This is a genomic window from Ruegeria sp. BG7 (assembly GCF_056535685.1).
The window spans coordinates 1100056-1126378 of record NZ_JBQFIU010000001.1 but is presented as its reverse complement, the minus strand read 5'-3'; the positions used below and the strand labels follow the sequence as shown (position 1 = coordinate 1126378).

Sequence of the window (26323 nt, the reverse complement as noted above, 5' to 3'; positions counted from 1 at the left end):
CCCTGCGCCGCAGGCAGACGCCTTTTGCGCCCTTGCTCTTGGGATGTCCCTCGCATATGAGGCACGGAACCTCTAATCCACGGCGCGGAGACTTTTGCCCCCATGCCCTTACTCGTTATGAAATTCGGTGGCACATCTGTCGCCAATCTGGACCGCATCCGCCGTGCCGCCAAGCGCATTGGTGTTGAAGTTGCCAAAGGTTATGACGTAATCGTCATCGTCTCGGCCATGTCCGGCAAAACCAACGAGCTGGTGGGCTGGGTGAATGAGACATCGCCCCTGTTTGACGCGCGTGAATACGATGCTGTTGTGTCTTCGGGTGAAAACGTCACTGCTGGTCTGATGGCGCTGACCTTGCAGGAAATGGATATTCCCGCCCGCAGTTGGCAGGGCTGGCAGGTGCCGCTGCTGACCACCAGCGCCCACAGCCAGGCCCGGATCGAAGAGATCCCGACCGAGAACCTGAACCAGAAGTTCGGGGAAGGCATGAAAGTTGCTGTTGTTGCGGGCTTCCAGGGTCTTAGTCCCGAGGGTCGTATCACCACGTTGGGTCGCGGCGGCTCGGACACCACAGCCGTGGCTTTCGCAGCGGCGTTCGGTGCCGAGCGCTGTGACATCTACACAGATGTGGATGGGGTCTACACCACCGATCCACGCATCTGCGAAAAGGCGCGCAAGCTGGACCGCATTTCGTTCGAAGAAATGCTTGAACTGGCATCGCTGGGTGCGAAAGTGCTGCAAACCCGCTCGGTCGAGCTGGCGATGCGCTATAAAGTGAAACTGCGCGTTCTCTCAAGTTTCGAAGAACAATCCGACGAGGCCGGTACTTTGGTCTGCGACGAGGAGGATATCATGGAATCCAATGTTGTGGCCGGTGTGGCCTATTCCCGTGACGAAGCCAAGATGACCGTTGTATCCGTGGCCGACCGCCCTGGTATCGCCTCGATCATCTTCACTGCGCTCAGCGACGAGGGTGTGAATGTGGACATGATCGTTCAGAACATCTCGGACGAGGGCCGCACGGATATGACATTCTCCTGCCCGACCGATCAGGTGGCACGCGCAGAAAAAGCGTTGCTTGCGATCAAAGATGCGGGCGAGTTGAACTATGCTGAGCTGGTCGCCGACAATGACGTCTGCAAGGTCTCGGTTGTGGGAATCGGCATGCGCTCGCAGTCGGGTGTTGCGGCCAAAATGTTCAAGGTGCTCTCGGATGAGGGGATCAATATCAAGGTCATTACAACCTCTGAGATCAAAATTTCCGTTCTGGTCGACAGGAAATACATGGAACTTGCTGTTCAGGCGCTGCATGATGCCTTTGAACTGGACAAGGCGGCCTGAGCTTTTCAGCCAAGGGTCTCGCCTGACACACTAAACTGGGTGGGCCATGGCGGACGGCACCGAAACAGAATCCCGTAAGCTGCTGCGGCGGTTGCGCGAAGAAATGGCGAGCGAAGCCGCCGGTCAGGAACGCCTTGACCGGATTACCCACCTGATTGCTGACAGCATCCGGGCCGAGGTGTGCTCGGTCTACCTGTTCCGCGATGAAGAGACGCTGGAGCTGTGCGCGACCGAAGGTCTCTCACCTGAATCGGTTCATAAAACGCGGATGCGCATGGGCGAAGGTCTTGTGGGGCGCGTCGCCAAGTTCGGAAAAATCGTGAATACGGCGGATGCACCGTCCGAAAAGGGATTCCGGTACATGCCGGAAACCGGCGAGGAACGGTATTCGTCCTTCCTGGGCGTCCCGGTTCAGCGCCTAGGGGAAAAGCTGGGCGTTTTGGTGGTCCAGTCTCGTGAAGCGCGCGAATTTTCCGCCGACGAAGTGTATGCTTTGGAAGTGGTTGCTATGGTTCTGGCCGAAATGGCCGAGCTTGGTGCTTTTGTGGGCGAGGGCGCGGCACTGTCACCGTTGCACCAGCAATCGGTTCTGCTGCGTGGTGGTCAAGCACAGGAAGGGTCTGCGGAAGGACATGTCTGGCTTCATGAGCCCCGCGTCGTTGTCACAAACCCGATTGCCGAAGACCCCCACCGAGAGCGTGAGCGGCTGGTCGAAGCGGTCGACGAACTGCGTGTCGGTGTCGACAAGATGCTCGAGATTTCTCAGAACGGCGACACCGAACAGCTTAAAGTGCTGGAAGCCTATCGCATGTTTGCCAATTCCAAGGGCTGGATGCGCCGGATGGAAGAGGACATTGCACTTGGCCTCAGCGCCGAAGCTGCAGTCGAGAAAGAGCAATCGCAAGCGCGGGCGCGCATGGGGCAGGTCACGGACCCCTATCTGCGCGAACGACTGGCGGATCTGGATGACCTCAGCAACCGCCTGCTGCGCATTCTGACCGGGCAGGGCAAGACCGACAGTGCCGATTTGCCACCTGATCCGATCCTGATCGCCCGCAATATCGGCCCCGGAGACCTGTTGGAATACGGACGGGCGCTGAAAGGGATCGTGCTCGAGGAAGGCTCGGTCGGCAGTCATGCAACCATCGTGGCGCGGGCACTGGCGATTCCGCTTGTGGTGCATGTGGGTCGGATTACGACCGAAGCGTTGAACGGTGATCATATTCTGGTCGATGGGGATCAGGGCGTTGTGCATTTGCGCCCCGAAGATACCGTGGTCAGTGCCTTTCGTGACAAGATCGCCATGCAGGCCAAGGCGCAGGAACGCTATGCCTCGATCCGAGAAACCCCGTGTGTTTCCCGTGATGGCGCGCGCATCAATCTGGTGATGAATGCGGGTCTGATGGCTGACCTGCCGTCGCTGGGTACGTCGGGCGCAGAAGGCGTGGGCCTGTTCCGCACGGAACTGCAATTCCTGATCCGTAACAAGATGCCAAAGCGTTCCGAGCTTGTCACGCAATATCAACGTGTTCTGGACGCGGCAGGCGACAAACGGGTGGTGTTCCGCACCCTCGATATCGGGTCGGACAAAGTGTTGCCCTACATGAAACACGTGGCCGAACCAAACCCTGCGCTGGGCTGGCGCGCCATTCGCGTGGGCCTGGACAAACGCGGCGTTATGCGGATGCAGTTGCAAGCGCTTCTGCGGGCTGCAAATGGTCGTCCGCTGACCATCATGTTCCCCTTTGTCGCGCAGGCCGACGAGTTCCGCGAAGCCCGGTGGGAGGTGAACAAAACCATCGAGCGTGAGAAACGGTTGGGCCACGTCCTGCCGGAAATGCTTGAGGTCGGCGCGATGCTGGAAACGCCATCGCTGGCTTTTGCCCCCCAGAAGTTCTTTGACGAGGTGGATTTCATCTCGATCGGCGGCAATGACCTCAAACAGTTTTTCTTCGCGGCCGACCGTGAAAACGAGCTGGTCCGCCGGCGATATGACACGCTAAATGTCAGTTTCCTGAGTTTGATGGAGCGGATTGTCGAGCGCTGCGATATATCGGACACCCCCCCTCAGCTTCTGTGGCGAAGACGCAGGCCGCCCGGTAGAGGCTCTGTGTCTGGCGGCGATTGGCATACGGACATTGTCGATGCGTCCAGCCTCAATTGGCCCGGTTAAAAGCCTGTTGTTGCGCTGTGACCTGTCGGAGGTGCGTAAAATCATTGCCGACGCCCGCCATCGCGGCGAGCAAAGCGTGCGCCCGGCTGTGATGGAATGGTTGCGCAATCAGGGGTAGGGCGCAAAACGATCCAGTTTGGGAAACTCTGCTTGATTTTTTTGCTGGAGCTTTCTATTTGACTGGCAATGTTAGCGATAACAGTCTTTGTATTGTGCGGTTTCGTGCCATGCGAGGTTGATATCGGCACACTCAGAAGGAGCCCGTGATGGTTTCACGCGTAATTCCGGTAGAACCATTTGATCTGGTGCTGTTTGGGGCGACCGGCGATCTGGCGCAACGCAAGATCCTGCCGGGCCTGTGCCATCGTTTTGCGATTGGTCAAATGCCCGAGGGCGCGCGTATCATCGGCACGGCGCGGTCAGAGATCGACAGCGACGGGTTCCGCGATCAGGTCCGCGCCTCGATGCAGAAATTTGCACCAGACTTTTCGTCCGAGACGCTGGATCGGTTTCTGGCACATGTCGAATATGTGCCTGTGGACGCTTTGGGTGAAGCCGGGTGGCCCGATCTAAAAAAGCTGGTGCGTGATGATGTTGTGCGGGCCTTTTATCTTTCCGTTGGGCCAAGTCTGTTTGCTGGCATTGCGCAGCGCTTGCATGACACTGGCTTGGCGACACCCGACAGTCGCATCGTCGTCGAAAAGCCGTTTGGTCATGATCTGGCCTCGGCTAAGGCACTTAACGAGGGTTTGCGCGCCTGTTTCGAAGAGCATCAGATTTATCGGATCGACCATTATCTGGGCAAGGAAACCGTGCAGAACCTGATGGCGCTGCGCTTTGCGAACTCGCTGTTCGAGCCGCTTTGGAATTCCACCCATGTCGATCACGTTCAGATCACCGTGGCCGAGACCGTGGGCGTCGAAGGGCGCGGGGCCTATTACGATCAATCCGGTGCAATGCGGGACATGATCCAGAACCATCTGGTGCAATTGCTGTGCCTTACAGCGATGGAGCCGCCTTCGAAATACGCACCAAACGCCGTGCGTGACGAAAAGGTCAAAGTCATCGAAGCGCTGGAGCCGGTCGAGCCCAAGGATATCGCACGTGGCCAATACCGGGCGGACAAGGGTGAAGGCGGCTATGTCGATCATGTCGGCAACCCCGCCAGTCGAACCGAAAGCTTCATTGCCCTAAAGGTTCATATTGGTAACTGGCGTTGGGCGGGTGTGCCTTTCTATCTGCGCACCGGCAAACGTCTGCGCGCGCGCGAATCCGAGATTGCGGTGTTCTTCCGGGATCCGCCACATACCATTTTCCCCAATGTCGGCCCCCTGCACGGAAACGTGCTTGTAATCCGTCTGCAACCCGACGAAGGCATTACCCTGCGCACCACGATCAAGGATCCGGGTCCCGGTGGGTTCCGCCTGTCGGACGTGGCACTGGACATGAGCTTTGCCGATGCGCTTGGCGCCGAAGCGCAAGCCCCAGATGCCTATGAGCGGCTGATCATGGATGTCATCCGAGGCGATCAGACGCTGTTCATGCGTGGCGACGAGGCCGAGGCCGCTTGGGCCTGGGTCGATCCCATCATTCAGGGCTGGGAACAGCGCGGAGACCGCCCGTCTCGCTACGATCAGGGCAGTTCCGGCCCCGAAGAAGCACTGATGCTGATGCATCGCGATGGACGCCGCTGGCGTCAGATCGGAGGGTAATCATGGTACATTCAGTTATTGCCGACGTCACAAAACGGATCATAGACCGCAGCGCCGATCTGCGCGGTCCGCATCTGGAACGTATGGAACAGGCCAAATCCAAGGGCCCGGCCCGCGCGCATTTGTCTTGCAGCGGTCAGGCTCATGCTTACGCAGGCGCCGGGGACGACCAGCAGTCCATGGCAACCAGTATGGCAGGCAATCTGGGAATTGTCACCGCCTATAACGACATGCTGTCGGCGCATCAGCCGTTTGAGCGTTATCCCGAACTGATCCGTCAGGCGATCCGCGCCGCAGGCGGCACCGCGCAGGTCGCAGGTGGGGTTCCGGCGATGTGCGATGGCGTCACGCAAGGTGAGGCGGGGATGGAGCTGTCGCTGTTCTCACGCGACGTGATCGCATTGGCGACCGGGGTTGCCCTTAGTCACAACACGTATGACGCCGCGGTCTTCCTTGGGGTCTGCGACAAGATCGTCCCCGGACTGATCATCGGCGCGCAGGCTTTTGGCCACCTGCCAGCCGTTTTCCTGCCCGCAGGTCCGATGACCAGCGGGTTGCCGAACGACGAAAAAGCCAAGGTCCGCCAACAATTCGCGGCCGGAGAGGTGGGTCGCGATGCGCTCATGAAGGCGGAAATGGCCGCGTATCATGGCCCCGGCACCTGCACCTTTTATGGCACGGCCAACACGAACCAGATGCTGATGGAGTTCATGGGCCTGCACCTGCCGGGCTCTAGCTTTGTCAACCCAAACACGCCCTTGCGTGATGCCCTGACCGAGGAAGGTGCGCGCCGCGCCCTGTCTCTCAGCGCGCTAGGCAACCACTACACACCTGTGTGCCAGATCCTTGACGAACGTGCCTTTGTGAACGGCATCGTGGGTCTGATGGCAACAGGTGGATCGACCAACCTGCTGATCCACCTGATCGCTATGGCGCGGGCAGGCGGTATCGTTTTGGATTGGGAAGATTTTTCCGAAATCTCTGCCGTGGTGCCTTTGGTTGCGCGGGTTTATCCCAACGGTCTGGCTGACGTGAACCACTACCATGCCGCTGGAGGGCTTGGGTATACCATCGGCACTCTGCTTGAGAACGGTCTACTACACCCCGATACTCTGACCGTGGCAGGACAGGGCCTGCACAATTACACCAAGGAACCCAAACTGATGGACGGAGACCTTGTCTGGCACGACGGGACCGACCACAGCCTGAACGAAAAGATTTTGCGCCCGGCCAATGATCCGTTCCAACCAACCGGAGGTCTGTCGCGCCTGACGGGCAACTTGGGCACCGGTGTTATGAAGGTTTCAGCCGTTGCCCCCGAACATCAGGTGGTCGAAGCACCTGTACGTGTGTTCCATGATCAGGATGACGTCAAAGCGGCCTTCAAGGCCGGAGAATTCACGGATGACGTAATCGTTGTCGTGCGTTTCCAAGGCCCAAAGGCGAACGGGATGCCCGAGCTTCATTCGCTGACTCCTATTCTGTCGATCCTGCAAGGCCGGGGTCAAAAGGTGGCGCTTGTCACTGATGGCCGTATGTCCGGTGCGTCGGGCAAAGTTCCCGCAGCCATCCATGTCTGTCCTGAGGCGCTGGACGGTGGTGCCATTGCGCGCCTGCAGGATGGCGACATTCTGCGTGTTGATGCGGTGCAGGGTCAGTTGGAAATCCTGACCGAAGGCGTGCTGGACCGCCCCGTTGCCACCGTCGACCTGTCAGCAAATCAACACGGTGTCGGGCGTGACCTTTTTGGTGCGTTCCGGCTGAATGTCGGATCTGCCGACACAGGCGCAAGCATATTCGGAGCATAAGTGATGACGAAATCCCAACGCACCCGCGAAATCTGCGCTCTTGCGCCTATTGTGCCTGTCCTGGTCGTCGACGACGCAGCGCATGCGCGCCCTTTGGCTGAAGCGCTGGTCGCTGGAGGCTTACCCGCGCTTGAAGTCACATTGCGCACACCGGCTGCCTTGGATGCAATCCGGGCCATGGCTGAAGTGCCCGGCGGTGTTGTAGGCGCAGGTACGCTGGTCACACCCGAGGATGTACGTGCGGCCAAAGAAGCGGGTGCTCAGTTTGGTGTCTCTCCGGGCGCAACTGACGCGCTGATCGCAGCGTGCGAGGCAGAGGGCCTGCCGCTGTTGCCCGGCGCTGCCACAGCAACCGAAGCGATGGAGTTGTTGGGAAAAGGCTACGACATGCTGAAATTCTTCCCGGCCGAGGCTTCGGGCGGGGCACCGGCATTGAAAGCAATCGGTGCGCCTCTGCCGCAGATCAGTTTCTGCCCTACAGGTGGTGTGTCCCCTTCTAACGCCCGCGATTACCTGACATTGTCCAACGTGGTCTGTGCTGGCGGCAGCTGGGTCGCGCCAAAGGATCTGGTCAAAGCCGGGGATTGGGCGGGTATCGAAGCGCTGGCGAGCGAAGCCTCGAAGCTGATGGATTGACGCCGCCAAAACCCTTGCTAGGGTGTGCATCAATTCAGACAGGTTGATCTTATGACAAACCAAATTTCGCTCGTGCAAGGGCGCGAGTATTTGGCCATTCCCGGCCCGTCGGTCATGCCCGACGCCGTATTACAAGCCATGCACCGCCCGTCGCCAAATATTTATGACGGTGAACTGGTCGAGATGATGCCCGCGCTGATCACTGATCTAAAGCGCATCGCACGGACACGACATAATGTGGCAATCTACATTGCCAACGGTCACGGTACTTGGGAAGCAGCACTTTCCAATGTGATCGCGCCGGGTGAAACGGTGCTTGCCCCGGCATCTGGTCGATTCACCCACGGATGGGCTGAAATGGCTGAAGGGGTGGGGGCCAAGGTTCAACTGCTCGACTTTGGAACCGCCTCAGCGTGGGATTTCGATCAAATCGACGACGCGTTGCGCTCGGATAAAGACCATCAGATCAAAGCCGTGCTAGCGGTTCATGTGGACACGTCCAGCTCGATCCGCAACGACATCCCCACGCTTCGCCGACTTCTGGATGATCTCGGTCACCCGGCATTGCTGATGGCTGATTGTATTGCCTCTTTGGGATGCGACCGGTTTGAGATGGATGACTGGGGCGTAGACGTAACGGTCAGTGCCTGCCAAAAGGGTCTGATGACTCCAGCCGGTTTGGGGTTTGTTTTCTTTAACGAAAAAGCTCAGGCCAAGCGGGCCACAATGCCGCGCGTGTCGCAGTATTGGGACTGGCAGCCGCGCGCAAACCCAGACCTTTTCTACCAGTATTTCAATGGCACAGCGCCGACGCATCATCTTTATGGATTGCGCGCCGCGCTGGATCTGATCCATGCCGAGGGGATCGAACACGTTTGGGCCCGGCATGAACATCTGGCCAAAGCGATCTGGGCCGCGTGCGAAACTTGGGCGCAAGGCGGGGCTTTGCATCTCAACGTTACCGACCGTGCCCACCGCAGCCGTGCCGTCACGTCTTTGCGCCTGAGTGACGGCAGGGGTACCCCTTTGCGCGCCTACACCGAAAACCAATTGGGTTTGACGCTTGGTATCGGTTTGGGGATGGAGGACTACGACGGCTGTTTCCGTCTCGGCCACATGGGGCATGTGAACGGGCAAATGATCATGGCGATGCTGGGGGGCATGGAAACCGCAATGGCTGCGCTGGACATCCCCCGAGGCGCAGGAGCGCTTGAGGCCGCCGCAACGACGCTTGCGACACAAACTGAGCCAAGCGATTAAATTTCAGCCGACGCGTTCCTGCGCTTCGGCAAGCGCTTTTGGCAGGGCTGCGGCAAATGCATCCAAATCCGCGGCCTCTCCACAACTGACCCGTATGCACCTGTTCTGAGGTGCAGCAAACGGCATCCGCACAAAAATCCCCTGCGCAACCAAAGAGTCCAAAACCGCTTTCGCAAAGTCTCCATCCCGCCCGCAGTCAATCGCGACAAAGTTGGTCGCTGAAGGCAGGGGCTCCAACCCGTTCTCGCGCGCTATTGCAGCGATACGATCTCGTGCTTCCGTGATCCGGGCCTGAATGTGCGACAACCAGGCTTGATCCTGCAGCGCCGCCAAGGCACCGGCTTGCGCGGCGCGGTTCATGCCGAAATGGTTACGCACCTTGTTGAAGGCGGCGATCAGATCCGGCGCTCCCAACGCATAGCCAACCCGTGCGCCTGCCAAACCGTAAACTTTTGAAAAGGTTCGCATCCTGATCACTCGGGGGTCATCTATATCAACAGGCGCAGCGGTCCCATCAGGGGCGCATTCCACGTAGGCCTCATCCAGAACCAACAGGCAGTCTTCTGGCATGGCATCCAATGCTGTCACGATCTCTGCGCCCGAGTGCCAACTGCCCATTGGGTTGTCTGGGTTGGCCAAATAAACCAGCCTGGCGCCGACCTCGGTTGCTTTGGCAAACAGGGCACCTGGATCCTCGTGATCCCCGGTGTAAGATACTTTGTGCAGATCGCCGCCGAACCCGGCCACGTGATAGTTAAAGGTCGGATAGGCCCCGTCTGAGGTCACCACCGCGTCTCCGGGACCTATGATCAGACGCACCAGATACCCCAAAAGCCCGTCAATCCCTTCGCCCACAACGATATTCTCTGGCATCACACCATGATGATCTGCCAATGCATTGCGCAGGTCATGGTTTTCGGGGTCGCCATACATCCAGATTTCAGATGCGGCCTGCGCCATGGCCTCGATAGCCTGTGGTGAAGGGCCAAACACGCTTTCATTTGCCCCAAGACGTGCCGCGAACGGCGCACCCCGTTGCCGCTCTTGCGTTTCGGGGCCGACAAAGGGCACGGTGGCGGGCAGGGATTGGGCAAGCGGTGTGTATCGAGGTCCGGTCATGTGGGCAGATAACCTCAAGCCCGCTTATTGAGCAAGCTCACAACGCGGTTAGTCGCGCTGTGGCGGACTTTAACAAGGGAACGCAAATGCGCATTCTTTTCGCGGTTTTTCTTCTGGGTGTCGCTTATCTTCTGTTCTGGCCTGTACCGGTTGCACCCGTCGCCGTCGAGTTTCCGGAGGACGCTGGATTCTCTGGGGATTTCGCGGAAAATACAGCGCTGGACGCCGCGCAGCTTGTCCGCTTGCCCGGAGAAGAGGTTGGCCCCGAAGACATCGCCGTTATGTCTGATGGTACGGTGTATACGACAAGCCTGTCAGGCATACTTTACCGCGTTGATGGAGCTGAGCCTGTCGAGGTTGATCGTCTGGGTGGGCGACCTCTTGGCCTTAAGGCCGGGCCGGATGGCGCACTTTATATTGCTGACAGTTTTCGCGGTGTGATGCGATGGACCGGGCAGGGCACCTTGGAAACTGTCGTTGCTGACGTCGACGGTGCGCCAGTGATCTATGCCAACCAACTGGACGTGGCGCAGGATGGCACGATCTATTTTTCCAATTCAACAGACCGCTTCGACCCGGAAACCATGGGGGGGACCAAACCCACCTCGGTCCTGACCATCTGGGAACAGTCCGACACAGGCTATGTCGCGCGTCGCGCACCGGATGGCACGACCGAGAAGATCGCCGAGGGGTTCGTCTATACCAACGGTGTCGCCCTTTCACCTGATGAGGACTTTCTGTTGATCGCAGAAACGGGTCGCGCACGGGTGCATAAGCTTTGGCTGACCGGTTCCAAGGCCGGACAACAAGAGATTCTGATGGAAAACCTGCCTGGGTATCCCGACAATATCGAGGCGCAGGGAGATGGCACTTATTGGTTGGCCTTTGCCAGCCCGCGCGTACCGTCCGAAGCGCTGATGCCTTACCCGTTCCTGCGGAAGGTGATCTGGCGGTTGGGTCCGGCGGTTCGACCGGCACCAATTCATCGAGGTATGGTCGTGCAATTCGATGGCGAGGGCGCAATTCTACGCACGTTACAGGACCCGCAGGGCCGCTTGGGTATCACAACCGGGGGCAAGATCGTGGACGATCAGTTCTATGTCATGACCCTCGATTCCCCATGGTTTGGGCGGATGCCTATCAGCGATCTGCCCTGACGTCGTGGTGGTATTCGGCCGCCGGGGCGGGCATGTTTGCAACACTGGAACTTCGAGAGGCCGCCTATGTCACGTGTATCCGTCACTTACCAAGATCATGTTGCCCATGTCACGCTGACACGAGGCGACAAGATGAACGCGCTGGATGACGCGATGATCAAAGCGCTGTTGTCAGCCGGGAAAGAGGTTGCGGCCTCGGATGCGCGCGCCGTGGTCTTGTCCGGGGAAGGAAAAAGCTTTTGCGCAGGGCTGGACATGGCCAGCTTTGCGAAGATGGCCCACATGGACCCAACTGAATGGCTGATGACCCGCAGCCACGAAGACGCCAACGAGATGCAGGAACTGGCCCTTATCTGGCGCCGTGTCCCGGTGCCGGTGATTTGCGCCTTGCAAGGTGTGGCTTACGGGGGCGGGCTTCAAATTGCGCTGGGCGCGGACATTCGGATTGCGCATCCCGAGACCAAACTGGCTGTGATGGAGATGAAATGGGGTATCATTCCGGATATGGGCGGCATGGTTTTGTTGCCGCGCTTGGTCCGTTCGGATGTGCTTCGGTTGTTGACCTACACCGCGCGTCCAATTGGTGCGCAGCAAGCGGCGGATTGGGGTCTGGTCACGCAGCTTTCCGATGATCCGTTGACCGAAGCACTGGCCCTTGCCGAGAATATCGCCGGTCAAAGCCCCTCGGCCATCCGCGCTGCGAAGCGTTTAATCGAAGTCGCCGAAACGCAGGGGCGCACTGATGTTCTGATGGCGGAATCCGCCGAGCAGGTGGAACTGATCGGCAAGCCCGACCAGATGGAGGTTGTGATGGCGCAGATGCAGGGCCGCAAGCCCGAGTTCAAATGACCGCTTTTCCCGCGATCAGCCGGTTGGTGCTGTACACCAAACGAATGGACCAAATGGTGACCTTCTACGAAACCCACTTTGGCTATGTTGTTCAGCGGAACCCGGGTGATCGAATTGTTGAACTGGTTCCAAAATCAAATGGCGTGCATCTTCTTCTGCATCCGGCGGTCAAAGGTACCCGGGAGGGGCAAGCCGCTGTGAAGCTGGTTTTTGACGTACCGGATGTTGCAGAGTTCTGCGCTCAGGCAGCTGAGCGCGGCTTGGTATTTGGGCCGATTCATCAGGCCGACGGGTATCAGTTTGCAAATACCAAAGACCCCTCCAAAAACTCTGTTTCCGTCTCGAGCCGCGCTTTCCTGAACAAGTGCTAACGCATAAAGGCCCGGCGTGCGTCGCGGGCCATATTGTAGCGCATCTCCAAATCGGCAATGCGGGCCATCGCGGCTTTGCGCTTGGTCGGGTCATTCAGGTCGGCATAGGTCTGCCGCGCTGTTTCGAGCTGTTTCTTGATGTGGAACTCTTCCGGTAAAACACCGGCTTGCGCCATGATCCGGTGACCTGCGGCGATGGCCGGATCAGTCATCGCTTCTGATGACCTGTCAGGCAGCGGTTCGCCTTCACCCTCCAACCCCTGTAATTGGCCTTCGGACTGAGCCTTCTTGATCTGGCGTTCGACCAGTTTTGCCAATGCTCCAAACATGGGTTCAGTTTAGGCGATCTGGAGTGTCAGAAAAACCATCTATCTGATCCGTTGCGAGATCAGGTAGGCGACCCCGCCCGCCAGCAGACCCCAAACAGCCGCGCCGAAACCAAACGCAGTGATGCCCGAAGCTGTGATTGCAAAGGTCAGGATGGCTGCTTCGCGCTCTGCAGGAACTTCCAGCGCGGCGAAGGTGGCGTTGGCCATCACGCCGATCAAAGCGACACCGGTCAGCGTCCCCATCAACAACGGGTCGGCATGGGCGGCAAATCCGGTAATCGCTACGGCGAAAATACCAAACAGGCAATAAAACACCCCCGCCATGATCGCTGACCAATAGCGTAAGGTGCGATCCGGGTGGCTGTCTTCGTTGGAGCACATGGCGGCCGTAATGGCTGCAAGACAGGTGGCGGGTGCCCCGAATGGGGCGGACAACAGGCTTGCGCCACCCACTGACGAGAACAGCTTGCCCGGTTCGGGCGTGTAGCCAAAACTGCGCATGACCGCGATGCCCGGTATATTCTGGGTGGCCATTGTCACGACAAATAAGGGCAAGCCAATGCCGATGGCAGAGGCCAGCGAGAATGTGGGCATTGTCCAGACCGGAGCAGCCAGGTAACTCTCGGGTCGTACTGATGTACCGTCGGCGCTGAATACGACGACCAGTGCGGCGGCCACAACGGCAGCGGGCACGGCGAATAGCTTGTTGAAGCGCCCGGCAAAAAACCATGTCAGGATGACAGGCAGAGCTTGCCAAGGCAGTTCGACCGCGGCCTTGAAGGGGACGATACACAGCGGTAGTAGAACGCCCCCCAACATGGCTTGGGCCAGCGTCGTCGGGATTGCAGCAGCCAAACGGCCGAGCGGTTTCCAGAGTCCGGCCAAAACCGTCAACGCGCCGGCGCAGAGGAATGCTCCGATCGCGCCCGAGAAGCCCTCGACCGGGGTGGCGGAAACGGCCAGCAGCGCCGCGCCGGGGGTGGACCAGGCCACGCTGATCGGCTGCCTGTAACGCAAGCTGAGAAAGATCGCGGCCAGCCCCATGGCGATGGCGGCGCTCATTAGACCCGAGGCGGCTTCGGCCTTGGATGCGCCCATGGCGGCGAGCCCTTGCAGGACAATGGGGAACGAGCTGAAGAACCCAACGACAGCCACGACCAGTCCGGTCGAGACGGTTTGCATCGGGGGAAAGGGCTGCGCCATCAGAGCCTCGGGCGTTGTTTTGCTTGATTGCTAACAACTGGCAGGTGGGGCGAACAAGGGGAAAGCTTTGAGGGTAAAGAAAAACCCCTGCGTCGGTATGGGCGCAGGGGTTGGGACTTGAGTATTTTTGAAAAGATGAAAGTCAGGCAATCTCAGCGAGGCGGGCGAGCGCCTCGTTCAGCTTCGCCTCTTCTTCTTCGCGGGCGGCGAGGTTGGCTTTGGCTTCTTCGACCACCTCTTCCGGGGCCGAGGCCACGAATTTGGGGTTGTTCAAGCGCCCGCGCAGGCCGCCCAACTCTTTGGCCAATTTGCCCTTGGCTTTCTCAAGCCGTTCCTTTTCAGCGCCGATGTCGATGATGTCGGCGAGCGGCAGGCCAAAGGAGGCTCCGGGGGCGGCGATGGAGATGGTGCCTTTGGGCAGCTCATCCGCCGATGTCAGACTGTCGATCCTCGCCAGGCGCTTGATCAGCGCCTCGTTGCGGTCCCAGGCGGCTTGGCCGTTGGTGTCGATCTCGGTCACCAGCATTGGTACGTAGAGGCCAGCCGGCACCCGCATCTGCGCACGGGCCGAACGGGTGTTTTCGATCACCGAGATTACCCAGTTCATTTCACGATCCGCGTCAGCGTCGATCAGGTCGGCAGCGGCGTAGGTGGGCCAGTCGGCGTGGACGACCATCTTGGGTCGCGTGCCGGTCAGGCCCCATAGCTCTTCGGTGATGAAGGGCATGATTGGGTGAAGCAAGACCATGCATTGATCCAAAACCCAGCGCATGGTGGCGCGGGTCTCGGCTTGCGCTTCGGCATCGTCGCCTTGCAGCAGTGGTTTGGACAGTTCCACGTACCAATCGCAGACCTTGCCCCAGACAAAGGCGTAAAGCCCGTTGGCTGCGTCATTGAAGCGATAGCTTTCCAATGCCGCGTCCACCTCTTCGCGAACGCGGGCGGTTTCGCCGATGATCCAGCGGTTCACTGCAGCATTGGGTTTCAGGTCGGCCACGTCCAGTTGCGGAACGGTGTCGGTGAAGACCTCGTTCATCTCGGCAAAGCGGACGGCGTTCCATAGTTTGGTGCCGAAGTTGCGGTAGCCGGTGATGCGCTCGCGGGACAGTTTCAGCACGCCGCCAATCGCCGCCATCGAGGCGTTGGTGAATCGCAGCGCGTCGGCGCCGAATTCGTCCACGATCTCCAGCGGGTCGATTACGTTGCCGGTGGTCTTAGACATCTTCTTGCCCTTCTCGTCGCGGACGAGCTGGTGCAGGTAAACGGTGTGGAACGGGATCTGATCGACCACGGCCAGTTGCATCATCATCATCCGGGCGACCCAGAAGAACAGGATGTCGAAGCCGGTGATCAGAACGTCCGTGGGGAAGTAACGCTCCAGCTCCTCGGTCTGTTCGGGCCAGCCCAGCGTGCCGATGGGCCAGAGGCCGGAGGAGAACCATGTGTCGAGGACGTCGGGGTCGCGCCAAACAGGGTAGACCAGCTTGGTTGGATCCTGTTCGACGGCATATTGAGCCAGGCTTTCCGCAAACTGATGGATGGCTTCCTGCTTGTCAGCGACTTCGATAACCGTCGCGTGGCTCAGTGGACTTGGAATGTTTGCGTTGTCGTCGAGGAATTTCTCCGTCACAGCCTCAAGGCTCGCAGCGCATTCCATGACGTTGCCACGGTGCAGCATTCCACCTTCGTTCAACAAACGGCCCAGTTCGACCAGATCAAGGTCGCCGTCATTTTCGTCGTCCTTGAAGTTCTCAGCCGAGAGATCAAGGCCATACCAAACCGGAATCTGATGCCCCCACCACAGCTGGCGCGAGATGCACCAGGGCTCGATGTTTTCCAGCCAGTGGTAATAGGTCTTCTCGCCCGACTCGGGAATGATCTTGACCGTGCCGTCCTTGACCACATCCAGCGCGGGGCCGACGACCTTTTCGGCGTCGACGAACCACTGGTCGGTGAACATCGGCTCAATGACAACCTTCGAGCGGTCACCGAAGGGTTGCATGATTGGCTTGCTCTCGACCAGCGGCACCATCTTGTCGGCACCTTCGTGATCGGGCTTCAAAGCGGTTGAGCCCAGACGCGCGTCATCGGCGCGGGTCATCACGGCCAGACCGTCGGCGGTGATCTCTTCAACCACTTTCGCGCGCGCCTCGAATCGGTCGAGTCCACGCAGGTGATCGGGGATCAGGTTGATCGCATCGATCTCGTTTTCGGTGAACTCTTTGCCACGTGCGTATTCCTGCGCCTTGTCGGCCTCGTCGGCGTAAGGGGCACCATCGGCCCGCATCGCGCCTTTGGTGTCCATCAGGCGGTACATTGGAATGCCGCCACGCTTGGCGACCATATTGTCGTTGAAGTCATGCGCGCCTGTGATCTTCACTGCGCCTGAGCCGAAATCGGGATCCGGGTAGTCATCGGTGATGATCGGGATTTGACGGCGATGCTCTTTCGGACCAACCGGGATTTCGCAAAGTTTCCCAATGATTGGCGCGTAACGCTCGTCCGAGGGATGGACCGCAACTGCGCCGTCGCCCAGCATGGTTTCGGGGCGAGTCGTGGCAATGGAAATATAATCCCGCTCCTCGCGGAAGATCACATTCCCATCTTCATCTTTTTCCAAATACTCATATGTCTCACCGCCGGCCAAGGGGTACTTGAAGTGCCACATATGCCCGGCGACCTCGATATTCTCGACCTCAAGGTCCGAGATCGCGGTCTCGAAATGCGGGTCCCAGTTGACCAGACGCTTGCCACGATAGATCAGACCTTTTTCGTACATATCGACGAAGACCTTGATCACGGCGTCATGGAAATTGGCCGAGTTCTCATGCCCCGTGCGAGGATCACCAGCTGCACCGGCCATGGTGAAGGCGTTGCGCGACCAGTCGCAGGAGGAGCCCAGGCGTTTCAGTTGTTCGATGATTGTACCGCCATACTCGCCTTTCCATTCCCAGACTTTCTCCAGGAACTTCTCACGGCCCAACTCGCTCCGACCCGGCTGTTGCGTGGCGGCCAGCATCTTCTCGACCTGCATCTGCGTGGCGATGCCCGCGTGGTCCTGACCGGGCTGCCAGAGCGTGTCGAACCCGCGCATTCGGTGCCAGCGGATCTGGATGTCCTGCAACGTGTTGTTGAAAGCGTGGCCCACATGCAACGCGCCCGTGACGTTGGGCGGCGGGATCATGATGGTAAAGCTTTCGTCGCGCGATTTGTTCGCGCCTGCCTTGAAGGCTCCGGCCTGTTCCCAGGCTTCATAGATGCGGGCCTCGGCCTCGGCCGCGTTGAATGTCTTTTCCATCGCCATGGGGTGCGTCCTGCGTCAACAAATTCGGGTCAGCGCCTGCAATAGCGAATGGAGGCAGGAAGGGGAAGGCCTTGCGCGCTTAGCTCATGCCAAAGCGGGCTTTGAAATAGGCGTCCACGCGTTGATAGGCAGGTTCGTGGAAATCCAGCGTCAGCAGCGAGTGATCCTTGCCGGGATATTCCACTGTCTCCAACAGATCGCCGAAAGCCCGCTCCAACGCTTGCATCAGTTTGTTAGGTGCCAGTTTGTCTTCGGAATACCGCATTGCCAGCCCGGGCCCCTTCGCGGCCATTCCTGCCGATGCTGCGCCGATATCCTGCGCGCTCATGTGCAGATGCTTGCCACCTAAAACTGGCAATGCAGGTTGGCTGGCGACCCCGCCGACAACGGCGTCTTCGGCCATCAAAGTCAGGGCAAAACTGCCTGTCAGGCACATGCCGATGACACCTACACCGGCGCTACTTTCGCGCTGCTTGATCTCGTGGGTCAGGGCGCGCATCCACCCTGCGATAGGGCTTTGTTTGCCTCTGGCGAAGATGTTGAACTCTTTCCGAACGCAAAATAGACGGGCGGTGTTTTTGGCCATCTCGACCTTGCCGTAAGTGCCGAAAAGATGTGGCAGGTAGACACGAAAACCGGATGCGTTCAGCTTTACTGCCAGCGCCAAAGTCTCTGGTCCGATTCCGGGCAATTCCTGAAGGATCAGGATCGGTGGCCCCTCTCCGCCGACATAGACGTCATGTGTCACGCTCTGACCGCCAGTTAGCGGAGCGGAAAAAGGAAAAACGATGTCGTGGGTCCAGGTCATGACCAAACCTACTCCAACATCTGGCAGGCACAAACGAATTTCCGTGAGCCCCGCTGGACATCGTCGGGGCACGGGCTAGGCTCGGCCGCAAGATCCATAAGGAGGACCGCCCATGGAAAAATTCGGCAAGAGCCAGCCCGTCAAACGGACCGAAGATCAGCGGTTCCTGACTGGGCAGGGGCGTTACATGGATGATGCCGTGCCTGAAAATGCGCTGTTTGCTGCCTTCTTCCGCAGCCAGGTTGCCCATGGGGAAATTACAAGTTTAGATCTTGAGGATGCGCGCTCTGCCGAAGGTGTGCGACTGGTGATGACGTTGGATGATCTGGCAGCTTCGGGCATCGACACGGTGCTAAACGCCGCCGTTTTACAAAACCGCGATGGATCGAAGGCTGCGGCTCCGGAGCGGCACATGCTGGCCAAGGACCGCGTGCGCTTTGTCGGCGAGCCGGTGGCGGTTGTTATCGCGGACACGCTGGCACAGGCGCAGGACGCGGTCGAGTTGATCTGGATGGACACGGAAGAACGCCCTGCCAAGCTGGACGTGAAGGCAGGCGGTGAGATTCTGCACCCAGAAGCCCCCGACAATCGGGCCTTTGATTGGGGGCTGGGTGACGAAGCCGCCACCGAGGCCGCTTTTCAGGACGCAGCTCATACCGTGTCGCTGAACGTGCAGGACAACCGGGTCATCATCAGCTCGCTGGAACCGCGCGGATGTCAGGCCGACTGGTTCGAAGGTCGTCTGCATTTTTCTTATGGCGGGCAGGGCGTCTGGGCGATGAAGGCGCAACTGGTTCAAAAGCTGAAGCTTGATGCTGAGGATATCCGGGTCACCACGCCGGATGTGGGCGGCGGCTTCGGCATGAAAGTGATGCCATATCCCGAATATTTCTGCGTCGCTGTCGCTGCGATAAAGCTGGGCCAACCGGTGCACTGGATGTCGGACCGGTCCGAGGCGATGCTGTCCGATCACCATGGCCGCGATCTGCACTCGTTGGCTGAACTGGCCTTTGATGCTGATCACAAGATCACGGCCTACCGTGTCCACAGCGAGGTCAATCTTGGTGCCTATAACAGCCATTTCGGGCAGGCAATTCAGACAAGCCTGTTCAGCAAGGTGCTGATGGGTGTTTATGACGTGCAAACCACCTATCTGCGGGTCGAGGGGTTTTACACAAACACGACGCAAGTCGATGCGTACCGCGGTGCAGGCCGCCCCGAAGCGATCTATGTGCTGGAACGCGCGATGGACCGTGCAGCACGCGAGCTGGGGGTTGATCCGTGGGAGCTGCGGCGCAAGAACTTTATCCGCCCCAACGATTTTCCTTACACCTCGGCCACTGGCGAAACCTATGATGTTGGCGATTTCGACATGATCCTCAGTCGCGCAGCCAGCCAGACCATCGGCTTTGAGGCCCGCAAAACGGCAGATGCCGAGCGCGGCCTGATCCGGGGGCGGGGCCTTTGTTACTATATCGAAAGTATTTTGGGTGATCCTTCCGAGAACTCAAAGGTCGAGTTTTGCGAGGATGGCAGAGTGAACCTTTACGTGGGCACGCAGTCGAACGGGCAAGGGCATGAGACGGTTTACGCCCATTTCTTGTCAGACCAGACCGGTATTCCCATGGACAAGATCACTGTCATTCAAGGCGACACTGATAGGCTTGGCCATGGCGGCGGCACGGGCGGATCACGCTCGGTCACGGTGCAAAGCACGGCAACGCTCGCCACGATTGACAAGATGATCGCCGCATTCACGCCTTATCTGGCCGATAAGATGGGGGTCGAGGAAAACGATGTGAGTTTTGACCACGAGACATTCCGCGCGCCGGGGTCCAACCTGACGCCGACCCTGACCGAAGCGGCCGAGATGGCGCGCATCGATGGACGTATGGATTTGCTACAGCATGAAGCGCGTGCCAACCTGGATGCCCGCAGCTATCCCAACGGCGCGCATGTTGCCGAAGTCGTGATCGATTCTTACACCGGGGAAACGTGGGTTGATCGCTATACGGTTGTTGATGATTTTGGCAACCTTATCAACCCGATGCTGGCCGAAGGGCAGGTGCACGGCGGGGTGGTGCAAGGCATCGGACAGGCGCTGAGCGAGCATGTTGTGCACGATGCACACGGGCAACTGCTCACGGCTTCGTTTATGGATTACGCCTTGCCCCGTGCAGCCGACATACCCATGATTAAGTTTACCTCGGTGCCGGTTCCGTCAACCTCGAACCCGATGGGCATGAAAGGGTGCGGCGAGGCCGGTACAGTGGGCGCGCTGGCCGCAGTGGCAAACGCGGTTCAGGATGCGCTTTGGGATCACGGGGTGCGGCAGGCGGATATGCCTTTCACACCTCAAAGAGTATGGGAATTGCTGACGCATGAATCTGTCGCGGCTGAGTAGAAAGGTTCTTGGATGGCTCGGACGGCCTTTGCGGTCCGAACATTCTGCCGAGGTTCTTCACCGCGAACCGCTCAGCCATGTCATCATCCTTGACGGTACCATGTCGACGCTCGAACCGGGGTTCGAGACCCATGCAGGGCAAACCTTGCGCCTGTGTTGCGAGATGGGCAGCAAGGTTTCGGTGTTTTATGAGGCGGGCGTGCAGTGGGAGAGCTGGAAGTCCTCGCTGGATGTGATGATGGGGCGGGGTATCAATCGCCAGATCCGCCGTGCCTATGGCTATCTTGCCTCACGCTACAAACCCGGGGATCGGATTTATTTCATTGGCTATTCGCGTGGGGCGTACGGCGTGCGCAGTCTGGCCGGAGTGATCGACATGATCGGCTTGCTCAAGGCCGAACACGCGACCGAGCGCAACATCCAGCAAGCCTATCGCCACTATGAATGCAATCCCAGCGGCACCGCCGCGCGCGATTTCCGCCGCAAGTTTTGTCACGACGAGGTTGAGATCGAGATGATCGGGGTCTGGGACACCGTCAAGGCGTTGGGCCTGCGACTGCCGCTGTTGTGGCGCTGGGCCGAAGAACGCCACGCCTTCCACAACCATCAGTTGGGCCCCTCGACCCGCCACGGCTATCACGCGATGGCATTGGACGAGACGCGCGAGGTGTTCGATCCGGTTCTGTGGAAATGCACGCCCGAATTCAAAGGGCATGTGGAACAAGTCTGGTTCCGGGGCACACATGGTGACATCGGCGGGCAGTTGAACGGGTATGAAGAGGCACGGCCGCTCAGCAACATTTCCTTGATTTGGATGCTGGACAAGGCCGAGATGCACGGATTGCCGTTACCTGAAGGCTGGCGTGACCGCTTCCCCACCGATCCGCACGCGCGTTCGGTTGGGACGTGGCGCGGCTGGGGCAAGATTTTCCTGCTGCGCAAACACCGCAAAGTAGGCCGCGATCAATCCGAGCGTCTGCACGTCTCGGTTTCACCTGACGAATTGCCCGGTTGGGTGGCGATGCCGAACCTGCCGTCACATCCCGCGCAGTAGAGATCAGTCAAACAGCGCTGTTGCCGTCGAGGTAGATTGCGCTTCAAACGCTTCTGCAATGTCCCTCTCAATATTTCGGGCAAGGGACAAGTCTGGCAGATTTGCCATTGGGAAGAAACCAACATCGCTGGTTTCGCTTCCCGCTTTGGGGTCAGCCTGCCCAACTTCGTCACACAAGAAGAAGAACTTATAGAAATCCCGTGCATCTGCCGGGTAGGGATGCCGCGCTTTGTGGCGTAGGGCGTACAAACGCTGCGCCCGAACGCGCAGCCCGGCCTCTTCCCAGACCTCACGCTCGATATTTTCTGCCGGAGAGCTGCCGATATCGGCAAAGCCGCCGGGCATCGACCAACACCCGTCACTACGTTCGCGCACCAGAAGGATGCGGTCGTCCCGGATCACCGCACCGCGAATATCGATACTGGGCGTGGCGTAGCCACCCGCGTGATCTGTGATCAACCCTTCAATCCGCGAAATCGGTACCTGACCGAGATCAGCCAGCATGGCGCGGGCCATGGCGGCGATCTCGTCGTAACGTTCCCGGTCAAAAGGGTCTTTGGTGAAATGCTGGCCGGTTTCAGACAGGGCCAGCAGGCGCTTTGCACGGGCTAGCCAGGTATCCTCCATTGCTGTCGGATCCTGGCGCATCTGTGTCACCGGCGTCGGTCGCGACGCGCGCTCATGGGTTGGAAGGCCACGCCCACATGCGCCTCGCAATAGGGTTTGCCGGCTTCAACGGGCAAACCGCAGAACCAGAAATCTTCTGTCGCTGGATCGCCGACCGGCCACTTGCAGGTTTTCTCGGTCAGTTCCATAAGCGTCAGCTTCTTAGCCTTCTTTTCGACCTCGTTGACCTTTGCCAACGCCTCGGGGCTGATCTCGTTGGCCGACGGCTGTGGAGGCAACGGTTGACCGGCAGGGATGATCTGACGGCGGGCAGGCACGGCCGGTTTGGCCTCGGCCGCAGGGGCAGGGGCCGGACGTGCGGGTTCGGTCTTGGGCGCAGGCTTTGGCTTGGCCTCGGCCTTGGGTGCCGGAGCTGGTTTTTCCTTTGGCTCTGACTTGGCCGGAGAAGCGCCCGCTGCCCGGTTGGACAGGCCCAGGCGATGCACTTTACCGATCACCGCGTTGCGGGTCACGCCGCCCAGTTCCTTGGCAATCTGGCTGGCCGACTGGCCTTCGCCCCACATCTTCTTCAGCAGTTCTACGCGCTCGTCTGTCCAGGACATCGTTAGCCTTTCAAAAGCGGAAAGCGGCCCCGGATTCGGGCCGCCTTGGGAAATCGTCTCAGCCCCCTATTCTAAACACTGCAGCCCGAGTTACAAGCTGTCTTCGAATCAGGTTGAGGGTAAACCATGGAGAATTCCGCAGAACAGACCGCGCACCGCTTCGAAGCAGTCAACTGGATGGGCCTTTACACGCTGGCGCAGCGCGAAACTCTGCGCTTTCTGGCGGTTTGGACGCAAACCCTTTTAGCGCCGTTGGTAACGGCGGGGCTGTTTCTGCTGATCTTTAACATTGCCATAGGGCCCAGCCGCCCGGATGTCATGGGGGTGCCGTTCCTGGTCTTTCTGGCACCGGGGATCATGATGATGACGGTGATCCAGAATGCTTTTGCCAACACATCGTCTTCCATGGTCATTTCCAAAGTACAGGGCAATATCGTGGATACCCTGATGCCGCCGCTGTCGCCGCTTGAAATCCTGCTTGGCTATCTGGCGGGGGGAATCGCCCGAGGCATCCTGATTGCGTGTGTTGTCGCTGTTGCGCTGGCCCTGGTACTTGGCATCGTGCCTCAAAACTTCATTATCGCGACGATCTTCGTCGTTTTGGGCGGCGCTTTTATGGGAGCACTTGGTCTGTTTGCCGGAATTTTTGCCAATAAGTTTGACCAAATGGCAGCCATTACCAATTTCATCGTCACACCGCTGGCCTTCCTGTCGGGCACGTTCTATTCGGTTCAGGCGCTCCCCCCGGTTTTGAACCGTCTGACCCATCTGAATCCGGTGTTCTATCTGATCGACGGTTTGCGCTACGGGATGATCGGTGTCTCGGACAGTTCGCCTTGGGTGGGTATGGCTGTCTGTTCCTTTGCTACGGTATTGATCGGCCTCATCACCTGGCAGATGTTGCGCACAGGGTATCGCCTCAAGGCGTAGTGCTGCGCAGGCGACGTCACGTAAAGTTGATGCGTTTTCCGACTGTTATGTTGGCGGCGAGGGCCGAGTAGGGTATTTGGACACCGAAGAACGACAGGCGATATTCTTATGGCTCTTACAGAACTTATTGTCGGTGGGGATTTTCAATCACCCGGCATCACGGGTCCGTTTCAGATCTTCAGCACCTATGGTGCGTGGTTCGGCAACGAAATCGAGATTGGCCAGGAATCACTCTTCTTCACCGGCGGAGATCCGTCAGATCTTGTCCTTGAACTTGATGGCAACGCCGGCCCGACTTCGGTTGTTCAGCAGAGTTTTGTGGTGGCCGTTGACAACCGAGGTGCCACGCTGAGTTTCGACATCGGTGCCCGAAACACGGGCGGGGTGTTTGCAGACCCGGTTCTTGTTGAGGTTGTGGATTCCAGCAACACCGTGATTTTTCAGCAAGTCGTGACACCGACCACTGTGGGAAGTTTCACGAACGTTTCCCTGAACTTCAATTTCGGTGCCGAAGGGACGTACACGCTTCGCTTTACCGAGCAGGGTCCAAACAACAGTCTTGGGACGATACTCGATAATGTCTCGTTGATGGTTTGTTTCACATCTGGCACCCGGATTAAGACACCGGATGGTGAAGTGGACATCGATGACCTTTCAGCGGGCGACTTGGTTTCAACTCTGGACGGTGAGCCGCAGGCTATCCGTTGGATCGGGTCCAAGAAACTCAGCCGTCTGGACTTGATCGCCAATCCCAAAATACGGCCGATACGCATTCGGAAAGGCGCGCTTGGTCTGGGCATGCCAGCAACCGATCTGACTGTTTCCCCTCAGCACCGTCTGTTGGTGCGCTCAAAAGTAGCGCAACGGGTTCTGGGAGAGGCTGAAATACTAGTTCCCGCCAAGAAACTTACCGGGTTGCAGGGGATTGAGAGAGTCGAAGCCTGTGAAGAGGTCGAGTATTTCCATTTTGCACTCGAAGACCACTCAATTGTGGTCGCGGATGGTGCCTATGCCGAATCTCTCTACATCGGCCCCGAAGCCATGAAAATGCTGAGCGCCGATGCAATCGAAGAACTGGAATGTCTGTTTCCCGACCTTCTCGATGAAACAACCAGTCCCACACCCGCGCGACCTTTTCATGCCCACGGAAAGCACATCAACCGATTGTGCCAACGCCTGATTCAGAACAAAAAACCCGTGGTGGAAGCGTCTGCATGACAGATGATATATTTCTGGACCTTCCTGAAGAGCTGAATCTGAAAGGCGAGCGAAACCTGCTCGTCCTGGCAAACGTCCTGATCCGTCAGCAGCAGATCCCACAGGAAACCGCATCGCGGGAAATCGAAGCGGCCTATGTCCGGGCTGCCGAGGCGGAGTATGGGGCCGAGTACGAATTCTGGGCCAAGCTCAAGAAAGACGGGTCAATTGAATTGGCTCAGGTTCTTAAAGTCGTCGATTTGATGGTGAATGAGTACCGTGAAGTCGCGCTCACCGATCTTAGAAACACGCAGTCGGATGCCGAACTTGGGCACTATGTCGTAAATCCCGTGTCCCCCATTCACCCGCACAGGATTTCAGAGTGGTTACGGTCAGGCGAGACACAGATTCGGAACTTATCGATCACTGCGCACTGAAGGGCGTTTAACCACCCGCGCTTCACGCCAGACCAAAATCAGCCCTCCCGCCAGAATAATGGCGGACCCGATCAGGCTTGTCCGATCCGGGATCACATCGAACACGACGAAATCGTAAAACGCAGCAAAGATCAGTGTCGCATAGCTGATCGGTGCTACAAAAGAAGCATCCGCCCGCGCCATGCCATTGACGAAACAGGCTTGCGCGCAGGCCATCAAAACGCCGATTCCAGCCAACGCTGCCCATTGCGCCGAAGTTGGCGTCTGCCACACCGCAATCACTGCAACAGTGGCGATTGCCAATCCCATGGAGTTGTTCACCAATAAGATCTGAATCGGAATTTCGCGGCCAGACAGCTTTTTGATGAAAATTAACTCCATTCCAATGACCGCGGCTGCGGTCAAAGCCAGCAAAGCCGCAGCTTGAAAACTGGCCGGGGTCGGGCGCAACAGAATCAATGCGCCGATAAGGGCAACGGCCGCCGCCAGCCAGCGCCAGGGCCCAACCCCTTCTTTCAATAGCGGGATCGCCAGAACCATGGCAAAAACCGGGTTTAGGAATGAAATCGCAGTAGCATCTGCCATCGGAATGTAAGCGACCGAAGCAAACATCAGTGTGATACCCAGCCACCCAAAACTGGTACGCCCGATATGCAGCCTCCAATGCGGGCGTCTAAGGGTCGGGCGCATTACAGCAACGGCTGAGACAATCACAAGAAACGCAAACAAAAATCGACCATGGCTGATCTGCATCGGATGCAGCGGCGGGCCCAGCGTATCCGTGCCAAGCGCCTTGGCCAGCAAGGTCGTGCCAGCCAGAAGAGCGCTGGCGGCAAAGATAAACAAGGCCGCGAGGGCTGGATTCTGGCGTGCGGGTGTCATGCCCCAGCGGTGCGACACGCGGACGCGAATGACAAGTAGGAAATCTCGCCGTTATTACTTCCGAGCGAATTTTCGAAGCATCGCAAATAAAGGGTTTCCAGATCGAACCAGCCTCGTTAT

At 58.6% G+C, this 26323-nt stretch carries 21 protein-coding genes and 1 pseudogene; 14 read left to right on the top strand and 8 right to left on the bottom strand.

Annotated features, from left to right (window positions below):
• Positions 1 to 102: 102 nt before the first annotated feature.
• The 6 genes and pseudogenes from ACR3EH_RS05555 (at position 103) to ACR3EH_RS05530 (ending at position 8930) form a co-directional block, all read left to right on the top strand.
• Positions 103 to 1341 carry an aspartate kinase gene (locus ACR3EH_RS05555; RefSeq protein ID WP_171186826.1) on the top strand — a complete coding sequence of 413 codons (1239 nt, stop codon included), beginning with the start codon at positions 103 to 105 and terminating at the stop codon, positions 1339 to 1341.
• Between the two features lie 46 nt (positions 1342 to 1387).
• Positions 1388 to 3632: pseudogene (ptsP, locus tag ACR3EH_RS05550) on the top strand (phosphoenolpyruvate--protein phosphotransferase).
• A 148-nt stretch (positions 3633 to 3780) separates the two neighbouring features.
• Entirely contained in the window at positions 3781 to 5226 is a 1446-nt protein-coding gene (gene zwf / locus ACR3EH_RS05545) for a glucose-6-phosphate dehydrogenase (RefSeq protein ID WP_171186821.1), read from the top strand.
• Positions 5227 to 5228: 2 nt separating this feature from the next.
• Complete coding sequence (edd, locus tag ACR3EH_RS05540; RefSeq protein WP_174839917.1) at positions 5229 to 7034, top strand: phosphogluconate dehydratase; 1806 nt, start codon at positions 5229 to 5231, stop codon at positions 7032 to 7034.
• Positions 7035 to 7037: 3 nt separating this feature from the next.
• On the top strand, positions 7038 to 7670 hold the full coding sequence (locus tag ACR3EH_RS05535) for a bifunctional 4-hydroxy-2-oxoglutarate aldolase/2-dehydro-3-deoxy-phosphogluconate aldolase (RefSeq protein WP_171186819.1): 633 nt from the start codon (positions 7038 to 7040) through the stop codon (positions 7668 to 7670).
• Positions 7671 to 7721: 51 nt separating this feature from the next.
• Entirely contained in the window at positions 7722 to 8930 is a 1209-nt protein-coding gene (locus ACR3EH_RS05530) for a pyridoxal-phosphate-dependent aminotransferase family protein (RefSeq protein WP_171647538.1), read from the top strand.
• Between the two features lie 3 nt (positions 8931 to 8933).
• On the opposite strand, the gene ACR3EH_RS05525 is transcribed toward ACR3EH_RS05530, so the two are convergent.
• Positions 8934 to 10049 (bottom strand): pyridoxal phosphate-dependent aminotransferase, encoded by a 1116-nt coding sequence (locus tag ACR3EH_RS05525; protein WP_171186815.1) that lies wholly within the window; start codon positions 10047 to 10049, stop codon positions 8934 to 8936.
• An 86-nt stretch (positions 10050 to 10135) separates the two neighbouring features.
• Here ACR3EH_RS05525 and ACR3EH_RS05520 point away from each other — a divergent pair, with 86 nt between their 5' ends.
• The 3 genes from ACR3EH_RS05520 (at position 10136) to ACR3EH_RS05510 (ending at position 12426) form a co-directional block, all read left to right on the top strand.
• Positions 10136 to 11206, top strand: a complete 1071-nt coding sequence (locus ACR3EH_RS05520) for an SMP-30/gluconolactonase/LRE family protein (RefSeq protein ID WP_171186814.1) — start codon at positions 10136 to 10138, stop codon at positions 11204 to 11206.
• A gap of 66 nt (positions 11207 to 11272) precedes the next feature.
• Positions 11273 to 12055, top strand: a complete 783-nt coding sequence (locus ACR3EH_RS05515) for a crotonase/enoyl-CoA hydratase family protein (RefSeq protein ID WP_171186812.1) — start codon at positions 11273 to 11275, stop codon at positions 12053 to 12055.
• On the top strand, positions 12052 to 12426 hold the full coding sequence (locus ACR3EH_RS05510) for a VOC family protein (RefSeq protein ID WP_171186810.1): 375 nt from the start codon (positions 12052 to 12054) through the stop codon (positions 12424 to 12426). The genes ACR3EH_RS05515 and ACR3EH_RS05510 overlap by 4 nt, the downstream gene beginning before the upstream one ends.
• On the opposite strand, the gene ACR3EH_RS05505 is transcribed toward ACR3EH_RS05510, so the two are convergent.
• The 4 genes from ACR3EH_RS05505 to ACR3EH_RS05490 form a co-directional block, all read right to left on the bottom strand.
• Positions 12423 to 12755, bottom strand: a complete 333-nt coding sequence (locus ACR3EH_RS05505; protein ID WP_171186809.1) for a DnaJ family domain-containing protein — start codon at positions 12753 to 12755, stop codon at positions 12423 to 12425. The genes ACR3EH_RS05510 and ACR3EH_RS05505 overlap by 4 nt on opposite strands.
• 39 nt (positions 12756 to 12794) lie before the next feature.
• Entirely contained in the window at positions 12795 to 13958 is a 1164-nt protein-coding gene (locus tag ACR3EH_RS05500) for a benzoate/H(+) symporter BenE family transporter (protein ID WP_253746538.1), read from the bottom strand.
• 142 nt (positions 13959 to 14100) lie between these two features.
• Positions 14101 to 17262, bottom strand: a complete 3162-nt coding sequence (locus tag ACR3EH_RS05495) for a valine--tRNA ligase (RefSeq protein WP_171186807.1) — start codon at positions 17260 to 17262, stop codon at positions 14101 to 14103.
• A gap of 79 nt (positions 17263 to 17341) precedes the next feature.
• The gene (locus tag ACR3EH_RS05490) at positions 17342 to 18070 is read right to left on the bottom strand and encodes a dienelactone hydrolase family protein (protein ID WP_171676058.1); all 729 of its coding nucleotides are present in this window, start codon (positions 18068 to 18070) and stop codon (positions 17342 to 17344) included.
• A 112-nt stretch (positions 18071 to 18182) separates the two neighbouring features.
• Here ACR3EH_RS05490 and ACR3EH_RS05485 point away from each other — a divergent pair, with 112 nt between their 5' ends.
• Both ACR3EH_RS05485 and ACR3EH_RS05480 read left to right on the top strand, forming a co-directional pair.
• A complete protein-coding gene (locus ACR3EH_RS05485) occupies positions 18183 to 20474 on the top strand; it encodes a xanthine dehydrogenase family protein molybdopterin-binding subunit (protein WP_171186798.1) in 2292 nt (763 codons plus the stop codon).
• Positions 20452 to 21528, top strand: coding sequence for a DUF2235 domain-containing protein (locus tag ACR3EH_RS05480; protein ID WP_171094082.1), 1077 nt, complete (start codon positions 20452 to 20454; stop codon positions 21526 to 21528). The genes ACR3EH_RS05485 and ACR3EH_RS05480 overlap by 23 nt, the downstream gene beginning before the upstream one ends.
• A gap of 3 nt (positions 21529 to 21531) precedes the next feature.
• Here ACR3EH_RS05480 and ACR3EH_RS05475 read toward each other — a convergent pair whose 3' ends face one another.
• Both ACR3EH_RS05475 and ACR3EH_RS05470 read right to left on the bottom strand, forming a co-directional pair.
• Positions 21532 to 22176, bottom strand: a complete 645-nt coding sequence (locus tag ACR3EH_RS05475) for an NUDIX hydrolase (protein WP_216601657.1) — start codon at positions 22174 to 22176, stop codon at positions 21532 to 21534.
• 5 nt (positions 22177 to 22181) lie between these two features.
• A complete protein-coding gene (locus ACR3EH_RS05470; RefSeq protein WP_171235262.1) occupies positions 22182 to 22757 on the bottom strand; it encodes a GcrA family cell cycle regulator in 576 nt (191 codons plus the stop codon).
• Between the two features lie 126 nt (positions 22758 to 22883).
• Here ACR3EH_RS05470 and ACR3EH_RS05465 point away from each other — a divergent pair, with 126 nt between their 5' ends.
• The 3 genes from ACR3EH_RS05465 to ACR3EH_RS05455 all read left to right on the top strand — a co-directional run bounded on the left by ACR3EH_RS05465 (position 22884) and on the right by ACR3EH_RS05455 (position 25321).
• Positions 22884 to 23687 (top strand): ABC transporter permease, encoded by an 804-nt coding sequence (locus tag ACR3EH_RS05465; protein ID WP_171676056.1) that lies wholly within the window; start codon positions 22884 to 22886, stop codon positions 23685 to 23687.
• Positions 23688 to 23795: 108 nt separating this feature from the next.
• Positions 23796 to 24905: a Hint domain-containing protein gene (locus ACR3EH_RS05460; RefSeq protein WP_171676054.1), complete on the top strand. Its 1110-nt coding sequence runs from the start codon at positions 23796 to 23798 to the stop codon at positions 24903 to 24905.
• The gene (locus ACR3EH_RS05455) at positions 24902 to 25321 is read left to right on the top strand and encodes a NusA N-terminal domain-containing protein (RefSeq protein WP_171186790.1); all 420 of its coding nucleotides are present in this window, start codon (positions 24902 to 24904) and stop codon (positions 25319 to 25321) included. The genes ACR3EH_RS05460 and ACR3EH_RS05455 overlap by 4 nt, the downstream gene beginning before the upstream one ends.
• On the opposite strand, the gene ACR3EH_RS05450 is transcribed toward ACR3EH_RS05455, so the two are convergent.
• Positions 25301 to 26203, bottom strand: coding sequence for a DMT family transporter (locus ACR3EH_RS05450; RefSeq protein WP_171186788.1), 903 nt, complete (start codon positions 26201 to 26203; stop codon positions 25301 to 25303). The two genes, ACR3EH_RS05455 and ACR3EH_RS05450, sit on opposite strands and share 21 nt — an antisense overlap.
• Positions 26204 to 26323: the final 120 nt, after the last annotated feature.

Excerpts from the sequence above, each read along its gene's own strand:
- ACR3EH_RS05555 (WP_171186826.1), top strand. The coding sequence starts at position 103 with ATGCCCTTACTCGTTATGAAATTCGGTGGCACATCTGTCGCCAATCTG.
- zwf (WP_171186821.1), top strand. The coding sequence starts at position 3,781 with ATGGTTTCACGCGTAATTCCGGTAGAACCATTTGATCTGGTGCTGTTT.
- edd (WP_174839917.1), top strand. The coding sequence starts at position 5,229 with ATGGTACATTCAGTTATTGCCGACGTCACAAAACGGATCATAGACCGC.
- ACR3EH_RS05535 (WP_171186819.1), top strand. The coding sequence starts at position 7,038 with ATGACGAAATCCCAACGCACCCGCGAAATCTGCGCTCTTGCGCCTATT.
- ACR3EH_RS05530 (WP_171647538.1), top strand. The coding sequence starts at position 7,722 with ATGACAAACCAAATTTCGCTCGTGCAAGGGCGCGAGTATTTGGCCATT.
- ACR3EH_RS05525 (WP_171186815.1), bottom strand. The coding sequence starts at position 10,049 with ATGACCGGACCTCGATACACACCGCTTGCCCAATCCCTGCCCGCCACC.
- ACR3EH_RS05520 (WP_171186814.1), top strand. The coding sequence starts at position 10,136 with ATGCGCATTCTTTTCGCGGTTTTTCTTCTGGGTGTCGCTTATCTTCTG.
- ACR3EH_RS05515 (WP_171186812.1), top strand. The coding sequence starts at position 11,273 with ATGTCACGTGTATCCGTCACTTACCAAGATCATGTTGCCCATGTCACG.
- ACR3EH_RS05510 (WP_171186810.1), top strand. The coding sequence starts at position 12,052 with ATGACCGCTTTTCCCGCGATCAGCCGGTTGGTGCTGTACACCAAACGA.
- ACR3EH_RS05505 (WP_171186809.1), bottom strand. The coding sequence starts at position 12,755 with ATGTTTGGAGCATTGGCAAAACTGGTCGAACGCCAGATCAAGAAGGCT.
- ACR3EH_RS05500 (WP_253746538.1), bottom strand. The coding sequence starts at position 13,958 with ATGGCGCAGCCCTTTCCCCCGATGCAAACCGTCTCGACCGGACTGGTC.
- ACR3EH_RS05495 (WP_171186807.1), bottom strand. The coding sequence starts at position 17,262 with ATGGCGATGGAAAAGACATTCAACGCGGCCGAGGCCGAGGCCCGCATC.
- ACR3EH_RS05490 (WP_171676058.1), bottom strand. The coding sequence starts at position 18,070 with ATGACCTGGACCCACGACATCGTTTTTCCTTTTTCCGCTCCGCTAACT.
- ACR3EH_RS05485 (WP_171186798.1), top strand. The coding sequence starts at position 18,183 with ATGGAAAAATTCGGCAAGAGCCAGCCCGTCAAACGGACCGAAGATCAG.
- ACR3EH_RS05480 (WP_171094082.1), top strand. The coding sequence starts at position 20,452 with ATGAATCTGTCGCGGCTGAGTAGAAAGGTTCTTGGATGGCTCGGACGG.
- ACR3EH_RS05475 (WP_216601657.1), bottom strand. The coding sequence starts at position 22,176 with ATGCGCCAGGATCCGACAGCAATGGAGGATACCTGGCTAGCCCGTGCA.
- ACR3EH_RS05470 (WP_171235262.1), bottom strand. The coding sequence starts at position 22,757 with ATGTCCTGGACAGACGAGCGCGTAGAACTGCTGAAGAAGATGTGGGGC.
- ACR3EH_RS05465 (WP_171676056.1), top strand. The coding sequence starts at position 22,884 with ATGGAGAATTCCGCAGAACAGACCGCGCACCGCTTCGAAGCAGTCAAC.
- ACR3EH_RS05460 (WP_171676054.1), top strand. The coding sequence starts at position 23,796 with ATGGCTCTTACAGAACTTATTGTCGGTGGGGATTTTCAATCACCCGGC.
- ACR3EH_RS05455 (WP_171186790.1), top strand. The coding sequence starts at position 24,902 with ATGACAGATGATATATTTCTGGACCTTCCTGAAGAGCTGAATCTGAAA.
- ACR3EH_RS05450 (WP_171186788.1), bottom strand. The coding sequence starts at position 26,203 with ATGACACCCGCACGCCAGAATCCAGCCCTCGCGGCCTTGTTTATCTTT.